The organism is Xanthomonas sp. WHRI 10204, from assembly GCF_040202875.1.
In the GTDB taxonomy this organism is placed as follows: domain Bacteria; phylum Pseudomonadota; class Gammaproteobacteria; order Xanthomonadales; family Xanthomonadaceae; genus Xanthomonas.
The window spans coordinates 592,601-611,216 of the sequence record NZ_JBEGDW010000003.1; the positions used below are offsets into that span (position 1 = coordinate 592,601).

14 protein-coding genes and 1 CRISPR repeat array are annotated in these 18,616 nt (G+C 62.6%); of the genes, 6 read left to right on the forward strand and 8 right to left on the reverse strand.

Features of this window, described 5'->3' with window-relative positions:
- Positions 1 to 17: 17 nt before the first annotated feature.
- From csy1 to cas6f, 4 genes are read left to right on the forward strand one after another with little or no spacing between them, the layout of a single operon-like run.
- Positions 18 to 1,373: a type I-F CRISPR-associated protein Csy1 gene (gene csy1, locus ABQZ00_RS19530; RefSeq protein WP_323538426.1), complete on the forward strand. Its 1,356-nt coding sequence runs from the start codon at positions 18 to 20 to the stop codon at positions 1,371 to 1,373.
- Positions 1,370 to 2,380 carry a type I-F CRISPR-associated protein Csy2 gene (gene csy2, locus ABQZ00_RS19535; protein ID WP_323538425.1) on the forward strand — a complete coding sequence of 337 codons (1,011 nt, stop codon included), beginning with the start codon at positions 1,370 to 1,372 and terminating at the stop codon, positions 2,378 to 2,380. The genes csy1 and csy2 overlap by 4 nt, the downstream gene beginning before the upstream one ends.
- Positions 2,381 to 2,402: 22 nt before the next feature.
- The gene (csy3, locus tag ABQZ00_RS19540; protein WP_323538424.1) at positions 2,403 to 3,440 is read left to right on the forward strand and encodes a type I-F CRISPR-associated protein Csy3; all 1,038 of its coding nucleotides are present in this window, start codon (positions 2,403 to 2,405) and stop codon (positions 3,438 to 3,440) included.
- A 16-nt stretch (positions 3,441 to 3,456) separates the two neighbouring features.
- Entirely contained in the window at positions 3,457 to 4,011 is a 555-nt protein-coding gene (gene cas6f, locus ABQZ00_RS19545) for a type I-F CRISPR-associated endoribonuclease Cas6/Csy4 (protein ID WP_323538423.1), read from the forward strand.
- Positions 4,012 to 4,140: 129 nt separating this feature from the next.
- A CRISPR array of direct repeats spans positions 4,141 to 6,871; the repeat unit is 28 nt; unit sequence GTTCACTGCCGCGTAGGCAGCTCAGAAA.
- A 229-nt stretch (positions 6,872 to 7,100) separates the two neighbouring features.
- Here the strand turns inward: cas6f and ABQZ00_RS19550 are convergent.
- Positions 7,101 to 7,733, reverse strand: coding sequence for a TetR/AcrR family transcriptional regulator (locus tag ABQZ00_RS19550; RefSeq protein ID WP_055853661.1), 633 nt, complete (start codon positions 7,731 to 7,733; stop codon positions 7,101 to 7,103).
- 98 nt (positions 7,734 to 7,831) lie between these two features.
- Here ABQZ00_RS19550 and ABQZ00_RS19555 point away from each other — a divergent pair, with 98 nt between their 5' ends.
- Positions 7,832 to 8,899 (forward strand): MBL fold metallo-hydrolase, encoded by a 1,068-nt coding sequence (locus tag ABQZ00_RS19555; protein ID WP_323538422.1) that lies wholly within the window; start codon positions 7,832 to 7,834, stop codon positions 8,897 to 8,899.
- Positions 8,896 to 9,825, forward strand: a complete 930-nt coding sequence (locus ABQZ00_RS19560; RefSeq protein ID WP_323538421.1) for an oxidoreductase — start codon at positions 8,896 to 8,898, stop codon at positions 9,823 to 9,825. The genes ABQZ00_RS19555 and ABQZ00_RS19560 overlap by 4 nt, the downstream gene beginning before the upstream one ends.
- A gap of 88 nt (positions 9,826 to 9,913) precedes the next feature.
- Here the strand turns inward: ABQZ00_RS19560 and lepB are convergent, their stop codons facing one another.
- The 7 genes from lepB to arfB all read right to left on the reverse strand — a co-directional run bounded on the left by lepB (position 9,914) and on the right by arfB (position 18,595).
- Positions 9,914 to 10,540, reverse strand: coding sequence for a signal peptidase I (gene lepB, locus ABQZ00_RS19565; protein ID WP_115552626.1), 627 nt, complete (start codon positions 10,538 to 10,540; stop codon positions 9,914 to 9,916).
- Between the two features lie 477 nt (positions 10,541 to 11,017).
- Positions 11,018 to 13,186 (reverse strand): peptidyl-dipeptidase Dcp, encoded by a 2,169-nt coding sequence (dcp, locus tag ABQZ00_RS19570; protein ID WP_323538420.1) that lies wholly within the window; start codon positions 13,184 to 13,186, stop codon positions 11,018 to 11,020.
- A gap of 268 nt (positions 13,187 to 13,454) precedes the next feature.
- Positions 13,455 to 15,635 carry a peptidyl-dipeptidase Dcp gene (gene dcp / locus ABQZ00_RS19575; protein ID WP_161962982.1) on the reverse strand — a complete coding sequence of 727 codons (2,181 nt, stop codon included), beginning with the start codon at positions 15,633 to 15,635 and terminating at the stop codon, positions 13,455 to 13,457.
- A gap of 252 nt (positions 15,636 to 15,887) precedes the next feature.
- Positions 15,888 to 16,898: an isoaspartyl peptidase/L-asparaginase family protein gene (locus tag ABQZ00_RS19580; RefSeq protein WP_323538419.1), complete on the reverse strand. Its 1,011-nt coding sequence runs from the start codon at positions 16,896 to 16,898 to the stop codon at positions 15,888 to 15,890.
- A gap of 206 nt (positions 16,899 to 17,104) precedes the next feature.
- Positions 17,105 to 17,464 (reverse strand): DUF6869 domain-containing protein, encoded by a 360-nt coding sequence (locus ABQZ00_RS19585; protein WP_323538418.1) that lies wholly within the window; start codon positions 17,462 to 17,464, stop codon positions 17,105 to 17,107.
- Between the two features lie 67 nt (positions 17,465 to 17,531).
- Positions 17,532 to 18,161: a lysophosphatidylcholine acyltransferase gene (locus ABQZ00_RS19590; RefSeq protein ID WP_311239459.1), complete on the reverse strand. Its 630-nt coding sequence runs from the start codon at positions 18,159 to 18,161 to the stop codon at positions 17,532 to 17,534.
- A gap of 2 nt (positions 18,162 to 18,163) precedes the next feature.
- Positions 18,164 to 18,595 carry an alternative ribosome rescue aminoacyl-tRNA hydrolase ArfB gene (gene arfB, locus ABQZ00_RS19595; RefSeq protein ID WP_011257289.1) on the reverse strand — a complete coding sequence of 144 codons (432 nt, stop codon included), beginning with the start codon at positions 18,593 to 18,595 and terminating at the stop codon, positions 18,164 to 18,166.
- Positions 18,596 to 18,616: the final 21 nt, after the last annotated feature.

The window sequence follows — 18,616 nt, forward strand, 5'->3', positions numbered from 1 at the left end:
CGACAAGGAGAGCATGGATGACAGAACCAACAAAGAGAGTAGAACGTTTTCGCTCCGCCATCGCCGACTTCATCGAAGCCCGGCGACTGGCCAAGCTGAAGGACGAAGAAGACGATACCGGCGCAGCATCGAAGTACGACTACGCAACCTGGCTGGCAGATGCAGCGCGCCGCGTCGGCCAGATCCAGGCCGTCACCCATGTGCTCAAGGCCACTCATCCCGACGCGCGCGGCAGCAGCCTGCACGTGCCGCCCGACAGCCTGCCGCAGCATTCCGACATCGGCAGCCATCTATTGGGTGCGCACTACGCACAGGACGTGGTGGGCAATGCCGCTGCACTGGATGTCTTCAAGTTCCTCAAGATCGAGGTCGAAGGACAGGGCATGCTGGCGTGGATGCAGGCCGGCGACAGCGCTCTGCGCGATGCGCTGCATCAGGACCCCGATATCGCTGTCAGCTGGATGCAGGCATTCGGCGCGCTGGCTCGCAGCGAGCCACAACTTCGCTCACACGGCATGGCCAAACAGGTCTACTGGCTGGCTGGCACGGATCCAGCCGATGACACCCACTACCACCTGCTGCAGCCGATGTTCTCCAGCGCGCTGGCGCATGTCGTCCATGCCGAGATCCAGGACGCCCGCTTTGGCGAGACCAACAAGCTGGGCCGTCAGGCGCTGCGCGCCAAGCAACCGCATGTCGGTAGCTATCGCGATTACCGCCATCTGGTCGCACGCAAACTCGGCGGGACCAAGCCACAGAACATTTCACAGCTCAACAGCGAGCGCGGTGGCGTGAACTACCTGCTGGCCTCGCTGCCGCCGAGCTGGACACTGGAACATCCGCGCAGCCTGTTGAAGACCGAGTCGGCGATGGAGCGATTCGGCTACGGCAAGGAGGTACGCGCGCTAGTGAAGCAACTAGCCGACTTCCTGCTCGGCGATCCCACGCCCAATGAAAAGACGCACCAGATCCGTGAACGCATCGAACAGGCGCTTGGCGCGCAATTGGCGGTGTTCGCCAGCCAGACCCATGCCCGTTTCACACCCGGCTGGACGCGCGATGCGGACTGCATGCTGCCGTTGGACGAACAGCTGTGGCTGGACCCCGAGCGCACCGAACTGCCGGTGCGCCGCGACCCGCAGCACCCGGAGTGGACACACGACGACGACGCCTTCAACGCGGCCTACACGTTCGGCGACTGGCCGGACCAGGTGGCAGCGCGCTTCGCCAACTGGGTCAATGCGCGGTTGCACAAGTTGGGGCTGACCGGTGTCGGCGACAGCGAATACCGCCACTGGGCCAAGCAGGCGATCGTCGAGGCGACCTGGCCGGTGCCACTGCAGCGGCGTGCGCCCACCGGAGGCAAGGCATGAACCGGTGCCCGATGGTCAGCCACCTGCTGGTGCTGCCGCACCTGCTCGTCCACAACGCGAATGCCGTCTCCAGCCCGCTTACCCACGGCTTCCCCTCGATGACAGCGTTTCTGGGACTGATGTGGGCGCTGCAGCGTAAGGTCCACGCCGCCGGTTTGGAACTTAGGTTTCAGGCGATCGGCGCGGTCTGCCACGCGCATCAGGAACAGGTGACCGACAGCGGCTTCGTCAAGGCCTTTCATCTGACCCGCAACCCGGTCGGCAAGGACGGCAAGACTGCCGCCATCGTCGAGGAAGGCCGCATCCACCTGGAGCTGAGCCTGGTACTGGGCGTGTCCAGCCAACGCTGGCAGGACGACCCGCAGGCACAGCAGGCCGATACCGCCACGGTGGCAGACCTGCTCGCCGGCATGCGGATCGCAGGCGGCAGCGTACGCCCGCCTGCGCAACCCTGGCGCCATCGCTACCAACCATGGACGCTGGACCTGACCGGCACCGAGGACGACCGCGCCATGCAATTCCGCAAGGCACGCCTGCGGCTGCTGCCAGGCTTCGCGCTGGTGGAACGCGCCGACCTGCTCGACGCCCGCCTGACCGAGTTGCGAGCCGTCGATCCCGATGCCACCGCACTGGATGCCTGGCTGTCGCTGGCGCGCATCAATTGGCGCTACCAAGACCAAGCCACGCCCGATGACACGCCCGGATGGACCAACGACCGCACCGGGCGTGGCTGGACGGTTCCCATCCCGGTGGGCTACGGCGCCCTAGGCGATCTGCAGACGCCCGGCAGCGTGGTCAATGCGCGCGACACCAGTACACCGTTCCGCTTCGTCGAGAGTCTGTACTCGCTCGGCCAGTGGATCAGCCCACACCGCCTGGACGCACCGCGGCAGTTGCTCTGGTACGCCAGCGGTGTGACCGAGCAGGAGATGTACCGCTGTCGCAACGACTTTGTTGCGGTGGCCGTTGACGATGAAACGCCAGATTTCAACTTCTCTTTCGACTGAAGTACGACAAGGAATTCTCAGCATGGCAAACGAACTCAAGACCGCCTCCGTCCTCGCCTTCGAGCGCAAGCTCGATCCTTCCGACGCGCTGCTGTTTTCCGGCGCATGGGCAACACGCACCACGTCCGCCGACTGGCAGCCGGTCAAACTGCGCGAAAAATCCGTGCGCGGCACCATTTCCAACCGTCTCAAGACCAAGGACCAGGACCCAGCCAAACTCGATGCCGCGATCGAAAACCCCAACTTGCAGACGGTGGACGTCGCGGCCCTGCCGCTGGATGCCGATACGCTGAAGGTGCAATTCACCCTGCGCGTACTTGGTGGCACCGGCACACCTTCGGCCTGTAATGACGCCGACTACCGCAGCAAGCTCACCGCCACCGTCGCCGCTTACGTGCAGCAGCATGGCTTCGGCACGTTGGCCCAGCGTTACGCGGCCAACATCGCCAACGGGCGCTTTCTGTGGCGCAACCGCATCGGTGCGGAGCAGGTGGAGGTGCAGGTGGCGCACCTGAAGAACGGCGCCGCCGCAGCGCAGTGGACGTTCCAGGCGCACGATCATTTGCTACGCAGTTTGCAGGCGCCGGCCGCCGAATCCGTAGATCTGGCCGCCCTGTCCTCGCTGATCGCCGGGGCGCTGGCGGGCAATACGCATCTTCTGCTGCAGGTCACCGCATTCGTGCGTGTGGGTGCGGGCCAGGAGGTGTTTCCCTCGCAAGAGCTTATTCTGGACAAGGGCAGCAGCAAGAAGAGCAAGACGCTCTATGCGGTCGGCGACGGCGACAACGCAGTGGCCGCGATCCATTCGCAGAAGATCGGCAATGCGTTGCGCACCATCGACACCTGGTACCCGGAGGCAGAAGACAATGGCCCGATTGCGGTTGAGCCATACGGCTCGGTCACCACCCAAGGCAAGGCCTACCGGCAGCCCAAGGCCAAGTTGGATTTCTACACGCTGCTTGATAGCTGGGTGCTCAAGGACAAACTCCCCGAGCCGGATCAGCAGCACTTCGTGATCGCCACGCTGATCCGGGGTGGCGTGTTTGGCGACGCGGGCTGACGCCATGGACCACTATGTGGATCTCCAACTTCGTCCCGACCCGGAGCTTGCGCCGCATCAGCTGCTCAGCGGCCTGTATGGACGTCTGCACCGCTCACTCGTGCAGCAGCAGCGCCAAGACGTTGGCGTGAGCTTTCCTCGCCATGACGCGCGCAAGCCGAGCCTGGGCACGCACCTGCGTCTGCATGGCGAGCAGGCCGGCCTACAGGCGTTGATGGCCAGCCCCTGGCTTCACGGCATACTCGACCATCTGGTGGTGTCGCCCGTGATGGCCGTTCCTGCCGATACCGAGCATCGGCACGTCACACGTGTGCAGGCCAAGAGCAGCCCGTCGCGTCTGCGTCGTCGCGCAATGCGGCGTCATGGAATCGATGCCGAGGCAGCGACACAACGCATCCCGGATGCCGCAGCCGAACAATTGGCACTGCCCTTCGTGGTCATCGGCAGCCGCAGCACCGGACAAGCCTCGTTTCCGCTGTTCATTCGCCACGGCCCCCTCTTGTCCGAGGCGAAAAACGGCGGCTTCAACAGCTACGGCCTGAGCCAGGAAGCCACCGTGCCCTGGTTCTGACCCTTTTCCAGCCGAAGAAAAGGCTTCTTTTAAAATCAACGACTTGGCAGGCACCTTGTCAAAAGGGTGTCTGCCCTTGTTTGGCCGATCTTGCTTTGCCCATCAATACCTTGAGGGGCTTTTTCTCTTGTTCACTGCCGCGTAGGCAGCTCAGAAATGGATGTTCGTCGCGCGATGCGCGCCGCCACGGTTCACTGCCGCGTAGGCAGCTCAGAAATGGCGTTCGCCGCAGTGCTGGCACGGAATCCAGGTTCACTGCCGCGTAGGCAGCTCAGAAACAACTGCTTCAGTCGGAACAAACCCGTCGAAAGTTCACTGCCGCGTAGGCAGCTCAGAAATATGCGGAATGTTCCAAGCTGGGGCAGGACTAGTTCACTGCCGCGTAGGCAGCTCAGAAAATTCCAGCCCTGCAGAACGGTCAGTTTTTGACGTTCACTGCCGCGTAGGCAGCTCAGAAAGTCAGGGAACGTGAGGTAGTAGACCTTGTGCTGTTCACTGCCGCGTAGGCAGCTCAGAAAACAACCTGGCGCAAGACCTTGAAGGCGTGAATGTTCACTGCCGCGTAGGCAGCTCAGAAAACAGCCTGGCGCGGCTGCGCGCAGGCTTGCACGTTCACTGCCGCGTAGGCAGCTCAGAAATTCGCGGCGTATCTGCGCTTCACGTTCGGGGCGTTCACTGCCGCGTAGGCAGCTCAGAAACGCGATCTCATCCATGCCGATGGCCAAGTCATGTTCACTGCCGCGTAGGCAGCTCAGAAAGATTGGGCCTACGGTCGCTGCCTCAACTTCATGTTCACTGCCGCGTAGGCAGCTCAGAAAGAAAGAAAAGAAGCAAGTGCTCGCAGATCTAGGTTCACTGCCGCGTAGGCAGCTCAGAAAATCACCACCGCAGATGCGCCGCGTGCCGCACAGTTCACTGCCGCGTAGGCAGCTCAGAAAAGTCAAAGACAACATCAGCAGGCGGGTGCGACGTTCACTGCCGCGTAGGCAGCTCAGGAAATTTGGCAGCTTCCCGGTACGCATCAAACGCTGTTCACTGCCGCGTAGGCAGCTCAGAAAAGATAGACATGCCCCATTTCATGCATGAACGTGTTCACTGCCGCGTAGGCAGCTCAGAAAAGCCGCCCGTGCCGCCACACATCGGGCATTCGTGTTCACTGCCGCGTAGGCAGCTCAGAAAATACCGCGAAATGACGGTGCAAGACCTTGATGGTTCACTGCCGCGTAGGCAGCTCAGAAAAATGAAATGGAGAGAGAGATGAGTGGGAAATAGTTCACTGCCGCGTAGGCAGCTCAGAAAACCACCGAGGCAGTCGGCGGGATGAATGGCGCGTTCACTGCCGCGTAGGCAGCTCAGAAAATCATGGTGGTACGCCACGGCTCGGTGATGAGGTTCACTGCCGCGTAGGCAGCTCAGAAAGCGCCAGGAAAGCCAGATTCTCCCGTCGGAGAGTTCACTGCCGCGTAGGCAGCTCAGAAAAAGCATAGCGGGCTGTCACAGGTGAAGAAGCGGTTCACTGCCGCGTAGGCAGCTCAGAAATGGAAAAACGGTGTATGAATCAGCATCTCTTCGTTCACTGCCGCGTAGGCAGCTCAGAAAGTGGGCGAACTGGCGGCCCAGCAGCGGTGCGAGTTCACTGCAGCGTAGGCAGCTCAGAAATGCAAGCTGGTGGCGTGGCGGGCCATGTCAACGTTCACTGCCGCGTAGGCAGCTCAGAAATTGTTACGGATCGCATGTGCCAACGCCATCTCGTTCACTGCCGCGTAGGCAGCTCAGAAAATCCAGTCGGCCAACCTCGCTGGTGCCGAGATGTTCACTGCCGCGTAGGCAGCTCAGAAAACATGGCCAACTTCGACACCGAGGGCTATGAGTGTTCACTGCCGCGTAGGCAGCTCAGAAATTGCCGAGAGGTGGCGGTAAGCGGTTTCTGGATGTTCACTGCCGCGTAGGCAGCTCAGAAAATCAATGGAAACCTGATCGCCATACACGAATCGTTCACTGCCGCGTAGGCAGCTCAGAAATGCCGCTCCTGTGCCGCCGCGTGGGTGTCGATGTTCACTGCCGCGTAGGCAGCTCAGAAAACAACTCTTCGGCTTTCGCGGAAGTTCCGAAAGTTCACTGCCGCGTAGGCAGCTCAGAAAGCCTCCGAACACGCGCTGATTAATTCGCCCATGTTCACTGCCGCGTAGGCAGCTCAGAAAAGAGTGATAGACGCTCACTCCCTCGTAGCTGGGTTCACTGCCGCGTAGGCAGCTCAGAAAGAAGCGAGGCCGGCATGTGTGGGCGCGTCTTGTTCACTGCCGCGTAGGCAGCTCAGAAAGGTTAGCTTGTCCACGTAGCCGCCCAGGGCTTGTTCACTGCCGCGTAGGCAGCTCAGAAAGAGACGACCGCGCCCCAGCCAACGCCGTCATAGTTCACTGCCGCGTAGGCAGCTCAGAAAGATGACCAGATCTTCGAGGACGGGGTAAGCGCGTTCACTGCCGCGTAGGCAGCTCAGAAAGTCATGCCGCCAGGGAGCGCCAGGGGCATCACGTTCACTGCCGCGTAGGCAGCTCAGAAAAAGTGCTGCTGACGCATCTTCATCTTGTCGGCGTTCACTGCAGCGTAGGCAGCTCAGAAAAATCAAGTCAGGAGATTTGAACTTCAGATTTTGTTCACTGCCGCGTAGGCAGCTCAGAAAATGTGCTGCTGACGCATCTTCATCTTGTTGGCGTTCACTGCCGCGTAGGCAGCTCAGAAAAGCGTGACTGGGTGCGGCGTCAGCACGAGCTGGTTCACTGCCGCGTAGGCAGCTCAGAAAGATCAAGGCCTCCCTGGTGGCAGACCTTGTCGGTTCACTGCCGCGTAGGCAGCTCAGCCGGGTCGGCGATGCGCCTGGTGAGCTCACTGCCACGTTGGGCCTGAGCGAACGCAGGATGCCGCGCCGCTGCCACGTGGCATTCGGCTAAAGCGCCAAGACGCTGGAGCGGATTCTGCGGCTGCAACGCTTCTTGCAGATCGCACTGCCACCGCACGCTCACCGACGCCGCGCTCTGGCGGCAGGCTACGGCGATGCACCGCTTAGACGCGCCGCAGTACTGTCACGGCACTTACTCGCGCCCGTAAAGCCCCAGAAACATCTCCACCGCCGACTCGGCCACCTGCGCCTGCTGGGCGGGCGACAGCGGCGGCTGGCCCATCGCCAACTGCGGCCAGAACGCGAACCCCTTCACCAGCGCCTGCAATTGCTGCGAGGCGAATTCCGCATCGACCGCTGCCAGGCGGCCATCGGCCAGCGCGGCGCGCAGCCAGGTGGTGGTGCCCTCTTCCTTGCTGCCCAGTTGAGCCAGCAGGGCGCGCGCGCGTTCGGGCGAGTGGATGCATTCGGCAATCGCCACGCGCGACAGATCGATAAAGGCGGCATCGTCGAGCAGCCGCAGCTTTTGCTGCAGCAATTGCGTCAACTGCGTGCGCAATGATTGGTCGGGGCGATAAACCAGGCTCACTGCCTCGGCACTGCGTTGCCACAGCCCGCGCAGGATCTCGCCGAACAACGCGTCCTTGCTGGAGAAATGGTTGTAGACGGTGCGCTTGGACACGCCCGCCGTCGCGGCCACGCGGTCCATGCTGGTGGCCTCGAACCCGTGCTGGCTGAATTCGGCGATGGCCGCTTCGAGAATGGCGTGGCGCTTGCGGTCGGTAAGCCGCTGCGGTGCCGGCGCTGCGTCGGATGAACTGGACATGGCGCAATGTTACACCGAGCAGTTTACATTTCCAAAATAAAACTACACTGTGTAGTGTAACTACAGCGCCGGCACCGCCGGCTCGCCCTCCCCCAACGATGGATAGCGTCGTGCTCACCCAGTCCCGCCACCTGCCGCCTACCGCTTCGCATGCCGCCTCGCCGCAGTTCCGCAACGGCCGGTTCCGCAACGCACTGCCCACCCGCTTGAGTCAGCCAGGTGTGTTGGCTGGCCTGCGCCTGCTGTGGGAAGTGCTGTTCAACAAGCCCGCGCACACGATGCCGTCGCAGGCGCTGACGGTGCTGCCACTGAGCGCGGCGCAGCTGCGCGACGCGCCCGACCATAGCCTGTTCCGGCTGGGCCATTCCACGGTGCTGATGAAACTGCGTGGCGGCCTGTGGTTGACCGACCCGGTGTTCTCCAAGCGCGCCTCGCCGTTCGCGTTTGCCGGCCCCAAGCGCTTCCATGCGCCGCCGATCGCGCTGGACGACCTTCCGCCGCTGGCCGGCGTGCTGTTGTCGCACAACCACTACGACCATCTGGACCGCGCCACCATCCGCGCCCTGGCCGACCGCGTCGGTGTATTCGTCGCGCCGCTGGGCGTGGGCGATCTGCTGGTGCGCTGGGGCGTGGACCCGGGCAAGGTGCGGCAGCTGGATTGGTGGCAATCGGTGAACGTGGGTGGCCTGACCCTCACCGCCACGCCGTCGCGGCATTTTTCCGGCCGCGGCCTGTTCGACCGCGACCGCATGCTGTGGTGCTCGTGGGCGATCCAGGACGCCGATTTGCGGGTGTTCTTCAGCGGCGACGGCGGCTATGGCCCGCACTTCAAGACCATCGGCCAGCGCCTGGGGCCGTTCGATGTGGCGCTGATCGAAAACGGCGCCTACGACCAGATGTGGCCGGACGTGCACATGCAACCGGAGCAGAGCCTGCAGGCGTTTATCGATATCGGCGGCCGCACCTTGCTGCCGATCCACAACGGCACCTTCGACCTGGCCATGCATGTCTGGTCCGAGCCGCTGGAACGCATCGTGGCCCTCGCAGCGGCCGCGAACATCGCACTGGCCACCCCGCACATGGGCGAACGGGTGGATTTACGCAGCCCGGCCACCGGCGAGCGCTGGTGGCGCACGCTGCCCGAAACGCTGGCGTTGGCGCAATGAGCGGCTGGACCCTGGCCGACCTGCCACCGCAGCGCGCAAAAGTGGCCGTCATCACCGGCGCCAGCGTGGGCGGGCTGGGCTATGAGACCGCGCTGGCGTTGGCCGGTGCCGGCGCCAGCGTGGTGCTGACTGCGCGCAACGCCGACAAGGGCGAAGCCGCACGGCAGGCGCTGCTCGCTGTGCATCCGCACGCCACGGTGCGCGTGGAAACGCTGGACCTTGCACACCTGGCATCGGTGCGCGCGTTCGCCGAGCGACTTGGCGCGCGCCAGCAATGGGTGGACCTGCTGATCAACAACGCCGGCGTGATGGCGCCGCCGCAGCGGCAGACCACCGCCGACGGAATGGAGCTGCAGTTCGGCAGCAATTATCTGGGGCATTTCGCGCTGACCGCGCAGCTGCTGCCGTTGCTGCGCGCGGCAGCGGCGCCGCGTGTGGTCAACCTGTCGAGTCTGGCGCATCGCAGTGCCCGCATCGATTTCGATGATCTGCAGACCGCACGCCCGTATCGGCCATGGAAGGCGTATGGCCAGTCCAAGCTGGCGATGTTGATTTTCAGCATGGAACTGCAGCGGCGCAGCGACGCGCAGGGCTGGGGCCTGCGCGCCATCGCCGCGCATCCCGGTCTGGCGCGTACCGCCCTGATCGCCAACGGACCGGCGGCTGGTGGTCGCCGCACCGCAATCGGTGCAGCGACCGCGCTGCTGGGGCCTTACATCAGCCACTCCGCGGCCGCCGGCGCGCTCCCCACGTTGTATGCCGCCGCCGACCCGCAGGCACAGGGCGGCGGATACTACGGCCCGGATGGCCTGTTCGAACTGAAGGGCGCCTCCGGCCCGGCCACCATCGCCCGCCAGGTCCACGACCGGCAGGTGGCAACGCGCTTGTGGGAGACCTCCTGCACGCTGGCAGATGTAGCGTTCTGATCACGACCCGCTGCAGGCGGTTGCGTATCGGCTGCGCGTGTTGGCCTGCAGGCCCGCACGCGCTGTGCATGCACTGCCGCGCTAGTGCCTACAGCCGGTTCCACTCCAGGCCTTCGCCGCGCCGGTAATACACCGCCACCGCCTTGCCGTACACCGCCGAGGCATCGACAAAACCGAAATAGCGCCCATCTAGGCTATCGCCGCGGTGGTCGCCCACCGCCAATACCTTGCCGGCCGGCACGCGGACATCGTGCAGATCCGGCCCACCGCCGGCATCCAGATTCAGGTGCGCAATGCGCGCACCGAAGCGCTCGCGCTCACCATCGTCATCGATCTGCAGCGGTTGGCCGTTGATGGATAAATGCCCATTGCGCAAATCCACACGGTCGCCTGCCACGGCCACTACGCGCTTGATCAACCGCGTGCCATCGCGCGGCGAATCGAACACCGCCACATCCCCACGCTGCGGTCGGTCGCCATCGATGACGATGCGGTTGCTCAGCGGCAATCGCCAGCCGTAGGCGTGCATATCCACCACCACGCGATCGCCCGGCTGCAAGGTCGGCTGCATCGAGCCGCTGGGCACCTGGTAATGATTGGCAAACGAGGAGCGCGCAGCGGTCAGCAAGACCAGCATGACCAGTAGCGGCAGCAGTTCCTTGCGCGACCACTGTGCGGCGCGCTGAAGGCGGGAGGTGGGATGCGATGGGTGCATGGGAGATCTGTCGGGTGGTCGGCAGCCGGCTTGGCGCTCCGACGATGCGCCTGGGCGATGGGCTGTGGAAGTGACGAAAGGCATGGCAAGGGCCGTTGTTGCGTGTGGGGACTTGCGCGAGTAAGCAAGCATGTTTCATCAGCCGGTGGCCAATCGAGCAACAACGAAACACGTCCTTAGCCCGTTGCGCTGCGACAGGTTCGCAATCTGCGGGATACATTTTTATCAGGGACGTGCATGTTGCTTACAAAAAAACTCGCGCATCCATACACGCCGCCCCGCGGGTTGTCGCGACCGGACTTGCCGCTGCGGCATGGGGATTGGGAAGCCAATGGCGAAAACAGCAGCAACAGCAACAGCCGTAGGTTTACTGCACCTTCTCGATTGCGCCAACGCAAACGGGATGGCACAAGGGCCATCCCGTTTCGTCTACTGCGAGCGCTCACCGGTGCACACATAGCCACCCAAACGCATCGCTTATTCCGTCAAACCACGATTTTCCAGAAATGCCTTGACGCTGGGATCCTTGCCGCGGAAATCGCGGTACAGCGTGGCCGAATCGACAGTGTTGCCGCGTGAGAGGATCTTGGCGCGGAAAATATCGCCATTCTTGCGGTTCAAGCCACCATTTTCCTCGAACCATTCGAAGGCATCGTCGTCGAGCACTTCCGACCAGAGGTAGGCGTAATAGCTGGCGGCATAACCCATCTCCCAGATATGGTTGAAATAGCTGCTGTGATACCGCGGCGGCACATCAGCCATGTCAAGCTTGAAGCGCTTGAGCGCATCGGTCTCGAACCGGCCCACGTCCTGCAAGGGTGCATCGGCCGGCAGGGTGTGCCAGGCCAGATCGAGCAGCGATGCCGACAGGGTCTCGGTGATCGTGTAGCCGCTATTGAAGCTCTTGGCCTTCTTGATCTTTTCCACCAGCTCGGCCGGCATCACTGCGCCGGTTTGATAATGCTTGGCATAGTTGGCGAAGACCTTCGGATCGGAGGCCCAGTGCTCGTTGAACTGCGAGGGAAATTCCTTGAAGTCGCGCGGTGTTTTGGTTCCGGAAATCCCCGCGTAGGTCACCTTGGAGAACATGCCGTGTAGCGCGTGGCCGAACTCATGGAACACCGTGGTGACGTCGTCGAAACTCAGCAACGCCGGCTGGCCGGCAGCGGGCTTGGTGAAGTTGCAGACGTTGTAGACCACCGGCTTGGCACCGGTCAGCCCGCTCTGATCGACGAATGATCCCATCCACGCGCCACCGGACTTGCTGTCACGCTTGAAGTAGTCGGTGTAGAACAACGCCATCGAGGTGCCGTCTGCATCAAACACCTCGTATACCTTCACGTCCGGATGATAGGTGGGAATGTCGGTGCGCTGCTTGAAGGTGATGCCGTAGAGCTGGGTGGCCGCATAGAAAACGCCGTTCTGCAGCACGTTATCCAGTTCGAAATACGGCTTGATCTGCGACTCGTCCAGATCGTACTTGGCCTTGCGTACCTGCTCGGCATAGAAATCCCAGTCGGAAGCGGCCAACTTGAAACCGCCCTGCTGGGCATCGATGACTTTCTGAATCTCGGCTGCTTCGCGGCGCGTCTTGGCCGTGGCCGCCGGCACGGTGTCGGTCAGCAGCTTTAGCGCCGCATCCGGGGTCTTGGCCATCTGGTCGTTCAGTACGTAAGCGGCATAGCTGTCGTAGCCCAACAACTTGGCGCGTTGAGCGCGCAACTGCGCCAGTCGCTGGACCACCTTGCGCGTGTCGTTGTCATCGCCCTGTTCTGTGCGCTTCTGCGAAGCCTGCATGATCTGCGCACGCAACGCACGATCCTTCAACGAGGCGAGAATGGGCTGCTGGGTGGTGTTCTGCAAGGTCAACAGATACTTGCCGTCGAGCTTGCGCTGCTTGGCGGCATCGGCGGCCGCGGCGATATCGCCCTCGCTCAAGCCAGCCAGCCGGGCCTTGTCGTCCACAACCACCGCAGCGGCGGCCGTGGCAGCCACCAGCTTTGCGTGGAATTGCGTGGACAGCGTGGTTTCCTCCACATTGAGCTTGCCCACGGTGATCTTGTCGGCATCGGACAACAGCGCGCCGGATGCGACGAACCCTTTGTATGTGATCTCGACCAGGCGCTTTTGTTCCGGATTGAGCTTCATCGCATCGGACTGGTCATGCACCGCCTTGATGCGCGCAAACAGCTTGGGATCCAGAATAACTTCATTATTATGCGCCGCCAGCTTGGGCCCAAGCTCCTCCTGGATTTTCTCGCGTGCCGAATTGGTATCGGCAGAGATCACCCCGGAGAAAATATCCGACACGCGCGACAGTACCTCGCCGCCGCGATCGAATGCTTCGATGGTGTTTTCGAAGGTCGCCGGCTCGGGGTTGGCGGTGATCTTGCGCGCGTCCGCAAGTTCCAGACGCATGCCTTCCTCGAAGGCTGGCAGATAATCGCTGTCCTGGATTTTGTCGAATGGCGGCGCCTTGAACGGCAGCGTGCTGGCGGTCAACAACGGATTTGACCTGGCCACAGAAGACTGGCTGGTGGCGGTATTGCCGGTCGTGGTCGCGGACTGCGTATCCGGCGCTTCTTTTCCGGAACAGGCAGCCAGCGCCAGGGTAATGGCAGCTGCCAGAATGAGGGTACGCGACATGGAGTATGGAATTCCTGAGTGATCACAGCAGCCGGCAACGTTAATCGGTTTTCCGGCATCGGGCATGTGCTGCCGAGCTGATCGGCATGGCGGGGTTAAGGACAGCGCTTGCTGTTGCAGAAGATGCAATGACCTCATTGAAGGCGATAGGCCAGGGATAGTGCCCATGCGCAATGGCCGATGACTTGGCGAGAGCGAATGACTGGCGATAAAAACGAAACGGGATGGCACCGCCATCCCGTTTCGTTCACCGATTAAGGATTGCCGATCACTCGGTCAAACCGCGATTCTCCAACAGCGCCTTGACGCTGGGATCCTTGCCGCGGAAGTCGCGGTACAGCGTAGCAAGATCCACGGTGTTACCACGCGAGAGAATCTTGGCGCGGAAAATATCGCCGTTCTTGCGGTTCAATCCGCCATTTTCCTTGAACCACTCGAAAGCGTCGTCGTCGAGCACTTCCGACCAGAAATACGCGTAATAGCCGGCCGAATAACCGCCGCCCCAGATGTGGTCGAAATAGCTGCTGCGGTAGCGCGGCGGCACTTCGGCCAGGTCCACCTTGAAGCGCTTGAGCGCATCGGCTTCGAACTTGCTCACGTCCTGCAACGGCGCATCCGCCGGCTGGGTGTGCCAGGCCAGATCCAGCAGCGCTGCCGACAGATATTCGGTGGTGGCGTAGCCGCTGTTGAAGGTCTTGGCCTTCTTGATCTTTTCCACCAGTTCGGCCGGCATCACTGCGCCGGTTTGATAATGCTTGGCGTAGTTGGCGAAGACCTTCGGATCGGACGCCCAGTGCTCGTTGAACTGCGAGGGGAATTCCACAAAATCGCGCGAGGTGCTGGTGCCGGCGATCGAGGGATACTTCACCTTGGAGAACATGCCGTGCAGCGCGTGGCCGAACTCATGGAACAGCGTGGTGACGTCGTCGAAGCTCAGCAACGCCGGCTGGCCGGCAGCGGGCTTGGTGAAGTTGCAGACGTTGTAGACCACCGGCTTGGTGCCGGTCAGGCCGTCCTGTTCGACGAACACGTCCATCCACGCGCCACCGGACTTGCTGTCGCGCTTGAAGTAGTCGGTGTAGAACAACGCCATCGAGGTGCCATCGGCATCGAAGACTTCGTACACCTTCATGTCGGGGTGGTAGGTCGGGATGTCGGTGCGCTGCTTGAAGGTGATGCCATAGAGCTGGGTGGCCGCATAGAAAACGCCGTTCTGCAGCACGTTATCCAGTTCGAAATACGGCTTGATCTGCGACTCGTCCAGATCGTACTTGGCCTTGCGCACTTGCTCCGCGTAAAAGTCCCAATCGGAGGCGGCAAGCTTGAAATCGCCGGTCTTTGCATCGGCACGTTGCGCGTCGATGACCTTCTGCATCTCGCCCACTTCGCGGCGCGCCTTGGCAGTGGCCGCCGGCACGGTGTCGGTCAGCAGTTTCAGCGCCGCTTCCGGAGTCTTTGCCATCTGGTTGCCCAGGCTATAAGCGGCGTAATTGTCGAAGCCGAGCAACTTGGCTTTTTGCGCACGCAGCTGCGCCAGACGCTGGATGGTCTGGCGGGTGTCGTTGGCATCGCCCTTTTCTGCACGGGTTTCGGAAGCCTTCAACACCTCGGCGCGCAGCGCGCGATCTTTCAACGACGCCAGTACCGGCTGCTGGGTCGTGTTCTGCAAGGTCAGAAGATACTTGCCATCGAGCTTGCGTGCCTTGGCGGCATCGGCGGCGGCGGCAATATCGCCTTCGCTCAGGCCGTCGAGTTTGGCCTTGTCATCGACCACCACTGCACCGGCAGCGGAGGCTGCAACCAGGCGCGTATGGAACTGGGTGGATAGCGTGGTTTCTTCCACGTTGAGTTTGCGCAGGCTGTCCTTGTCGGCATCGGAGAGCTGCGCGCCGGCGCGCACCAGGTCTTCGTAATCATGCTCGACCAGACGCTTTTGTTCCGGCTCCAGGTTCAATGTGTCGCGCTGGTCGTACAGGGTTTTGACGCGTGCGAACAGCTTCGGGTCGAGGTTGATCTCGTCCTTGTGCGCGGCCAGCTTGGGCGCGATCTCTTCCTGGATTTTCTGGCGTGCGTCGCTGGTATCGGCCTGCACCAGTCCGAAGAAGATGCGCGACACGCGTGTTAGCGTTTCGCCGCTGCGCTCCATCGCTTCGATGGTGTTGTCGAAGGTGGGCGCTTCGGTGTTGTCGGCGATCTTGCGCACGTCGGCCAGATGCAGGCGCATGCCTTCTTCAAACGCGGGCAGGTAATCGCTGTCCTTGATCTTGTCGAACGGCGGCGCCTGGAATGGCAGGGTGCTGGCACTCAGCAACGGGTTCGGCGCAGCGTCGGCGGCCGGGGTGGTGGTCTTTTCGGGCACGGTGGTGGACTCCTTACCGGATGGCTCTTTTCCAGAACATGCGGCCAATGCCAGGGTGATGGCGGCGGCCAGAACGACGGTACGCGACATGGCGTGTGATTCCTGAGTGGGTACGGCAGCCGGTCACGCTAGCGGGTTTGCGCGATGCTGGCATGTGCCGTTGGATTGGGTGGATGCAGCGGTTTGGGGACGGTGCAGGCAAGCGCGCAGCCGCAGGCTCGACGCCTGGCCGGTGTGAGCGACACGGTGTAGCAGGGGGTTTTGCGGCTTTCCTGGGTTCGATCGCGAGGCAGCACTCAGTCGAAACGGTTAGCGGGTCCGGGACCCAGCCGACCCCGTCCGTCAGAGCGTCTCGTCCTTGAAGATCGCCACATGCGGGCTGCCGTCGGCGCCGATCCAGCCGCGGTACATGCCTTCGGTATTGAACGGGAAGGCGATGTTGCCTTGCGCATCCAGCGCAATGGCACCGCCATCGCCGCCGGCCTTGGGGATCTGCTGATCGATGACCGCCTCGGCCGCCTGTTGCAGCGACTGCCCGGCGTATTTCATGCGCGCACAGATGTCGTAGGCTGCCACCGCACGGATATAGAACTCGCCCCAGCCGGTACCGGACACCGCGCACTGCGCATTGGCATAGGTGCCGGCGCCGATGATGGGCGCATCGCCGACGCGGCCGTAACGCTTGTTGGTCATGCCGCCAGTGGACGTGCCGGCAGCCAGATGGCCGTCGCGATCCAGCGCGAGCGCACCGACGGTGCCGAAGTGCTTGGCGGTTTCCAGGTCGAGCGCGGCCTGGGCCTGACGGTCGCCGCTTTCGGCCTTAAGCGCTTTTTGCAGCTGTTGCCAACGCTTGTCGGTACGAAAATAGCTGGGCTCGACCAAGGTGACGCCCTGCTCGCGCGCAAACTGCTCGGCACCGTCGCCGACCAGCATCACGTGCTTGGAGCGGTCCATGACGCTGCGCGCCAGCAGAATCGGGTTCTTGACCGTGTGCACACCGGCAATCGCACCGGCCTTGCCGCTGGCGCCATCCATAATCGCCGCATCCAACTCGTTCTTGCCGTCGTGAGTGAACACCGCACCGCGCCCGGCGTTGAACTGCGGCGCGTCCTCCAGCACGGTGATGGTGGCGGCCACCGCATCCACCGCGCTGCCGCCGCGCGTCAACACCGCATGGCCGGCCCGCAGCGCGCGTTGCATCGCCTCACGTGCCTGCGCTTGTTCGTCGGGCGAAAGACTGGATTTTTCCACGCCCGCGCCCCCATGGATCACCAGCATCGGCGTGGCGGCCAGCGCCGGGCCGGTACAGAGCAATAGTGAGAGGCATAGCGCGCGAGCGGACGAAGCGATCATGGTGTTTCCTCATTGCAAGTTGATTGAGTGACCGGCGGTGTCGGGCAAGCGGCAAGCGCGATCAGCGAAGGCGGGTTCGACATATTCGCCAATTCCGGTGCGCTCTATCGGCTGCGCAGTGGGGTCGCACTAACACCGGGTGATAGCCGAAAATCAGGAGTTAGCTGATCCGCAAAGTAAATTAGGCTCGAATGAACTGTTGAGCGTCACCAAGTGGAACTCCTTGCCACCTCTAAACGCGCCCACACCTCTGGTGTGCCGCTCTTCCACACGCCGCCAAGTAAATGACGAAATGCCGGATTACGGCGTGCCTCCAGCTCGATTCGCTCAATATAGTCGAGCCCGGAATCCTGAATTAGATCTTCAAGTGGCCCAGCCGCGAGCACGCCAATCACGGAATCGGGAGGATTCTTGCCCAGGATTGCGAGAATCGTGCTCCAAGATTCATCACTGCCTGGAGCATCCATGAATCTTTTAACTGCCCACCAAAGCGGGTGGTTTTCGTTTGTGCCCGCGCCATCTTGCTGAAAGGCGATGTACGCCGATGCCCAAGTTTCAATGTCCATCAGCCCTCCATACCGCTTTACATAAGTTGGGAGACCCTGAGCAACTCTTCGGCTGCTCTCCCGCCCCTCACAACGTATCGCGATGCTTACCGCGCCATGGCCGGTACCAGGTGCGGATGGCGGCGATGTCGGCGGCCATGTCGGTGCCGGTCCAGAACGGTTCGCCGATGCCCACGGTCTTGCTGGGGTAGTCGAAATACACCGGCAGGATCGGCACCTTGGCATCGGAAGCGATCTTCCAGAAACCGGCCTTCCACTGCTCCACACGCTTGCGCGTGCCTTCGGGGGTAATCACGTACCACATTTGTTCGGAGTTGCGAATCAACCGCACCGCCTGGCCGATGGTGCCCTGCGGCGAGCTGCGGTCCAGCGGGATGGCGCCCAACTTGCGCAGCAGCGGCCCCAGCGGCCACCAGAACAGCTGCGCCTTGCCCAGCACGCGCACATCGAAGCCGAGCGCAAACTTGGCCGCAAAGCCCACAAAGCCATCCCAGTTGGACGAGTGCGGCGCCACGATCATCACCAACTTGGGCTCGTCGGGCAGCCGCCCAAGCAGCCGCCAGCCGGTCAGGCGCAGAGCGGTACGGCCCAGCCAGCGGCCGAAGCGACCGTGCGCACGCGGCATTCTGGGCGGGGTTGACTGCAGCAGGATGTTGGCCTGTGCGACCGGCGGCAACGACGGGTCGGTGTGACTCACGCTTACTCCCAGTGGGACGCAGAGCGTCCACGCTTGATATGGCTGCGCTCACGCTTGGCATCCAGCCGCCGCAGCTTGGCACCGTGACTCGGTTTGGTAGCGACCCGACGCTTGGGCACCGACAGGCATGCACTGATGATCTCGGCCAGCCGCTCGCGCGCATCGTCGCGGTTGCGGTCCTGGGTGCGAAAGCGCTGCGCGTCGATCACCAGCACGCCCTCGGCGGTCATGCGGCGGTCGCGACGCGACAACAGCCGCGCACGCAACGGCTCGGGCAGCGAGGGCGACCCCGCCACGTCGAAACGCAGTTCCACCGCGGTGGACACCTTGTTGACGTTCTGCCCGCCCGCGCCGCTGGCGCGCACGAAGCGTTCGACGAGTTCGCTAGGCGGAATCGTCAGGCTGGGGGTGATCTGGATCGGGTCGCTGGCCATTAGCCCGCGATTGTATCGGCA

What these genes read in the sequence shown, in the direction of transcription:
- dcp (WP_323538420.1), bottom strand. Translation starts at nt 13,186, where the DNA reads ATGTCGCGTACCCTCATTCTGGCAGCTGCCATTACCCTGGCGCTGGCT.
- csy3 (WP_323538424.1), top strand. Translation starts at nt 2,403, where the DNA reads ATGGCAAACGAACTCAAGACCGCCTCCGTCCTCGCCTTCGAGCGCAAG.
- ABQZ00_RS19560 (WP_323538421.1), top strand. Translation starts at nt 8,896, where the DNA reads ATGAGCGGCTGGACCCTGGCCGACCTGCCACCGCAGCGCGCAAAAGTG.
- ABQZ00_RS19585 (WP_323538418.1), bottom strand. Translation starts at nt 17,464, where the DNA reads ATGGACATTGAAACTTGGGCATCGGCGTACATCGCCTTTCAGCAAGAT.
- ABQZ00_RS19550 (WP_055853661.1), bottom strand. Translation starts at nt 7,733, where the DNA reads ATGTCCAGTTCATCCGACGCAGCGCCGGCACCGCAGCGGCTTACCGAC.
- ABQZ00_RS19580 (WP_323538419.1), bottom strand. Translation starts at nt 16,898, where the DNA reads ATGATCGCTTCGTCCGCTCGCGCGCTATGCCTCTCACTATTGCTCTGT.
- ABQZ00_RS19555 (WP_323538422.1), top strand. Translation starts at nt 7,832, where the DNA reads ATGGATAGCGTCGTGCTCACCCAGTCCCGCCACCTGCCGCCTACCGCT.
- dcp (WP_161962982.1), bottom strand. Translation starts at nt 15,635, where the DNA reads ATGTCGCGTACCGTCGTTCTGGCCGCCGCCATCACCCTGGCATTGGCC.
- arfB (WP_011257289.1), bottom strand. Translation starts at nt 18,595, where the DNA reads ATGGCCAGCGACCCGATCCAGATCACCCCCAGCCTGACGATTCCGCCT.
- csy1 (WP_323538426.1), top strand. Translation starts at nt 18, where the DNA reads ATGACAGAACCAACAAAGAGAGTAGAACGTTTTCGCTCCGCCATCGCC.
- csy2 (WP_323538425.1), top strand. Translation starts at nt 1,370, where the DNA reads ATGAACCGGTGCCCGATGGTCAGCCACCTGCTGGTGCTGCCGCACCTG.
- lepB (WP_115552626.1), bottom strand. Translation starts at nt 10,540, where the DNA reads ATGCACCCATCGCATCCCACCTCCCGCCTTCAGCGCGCCGCACAGTGG.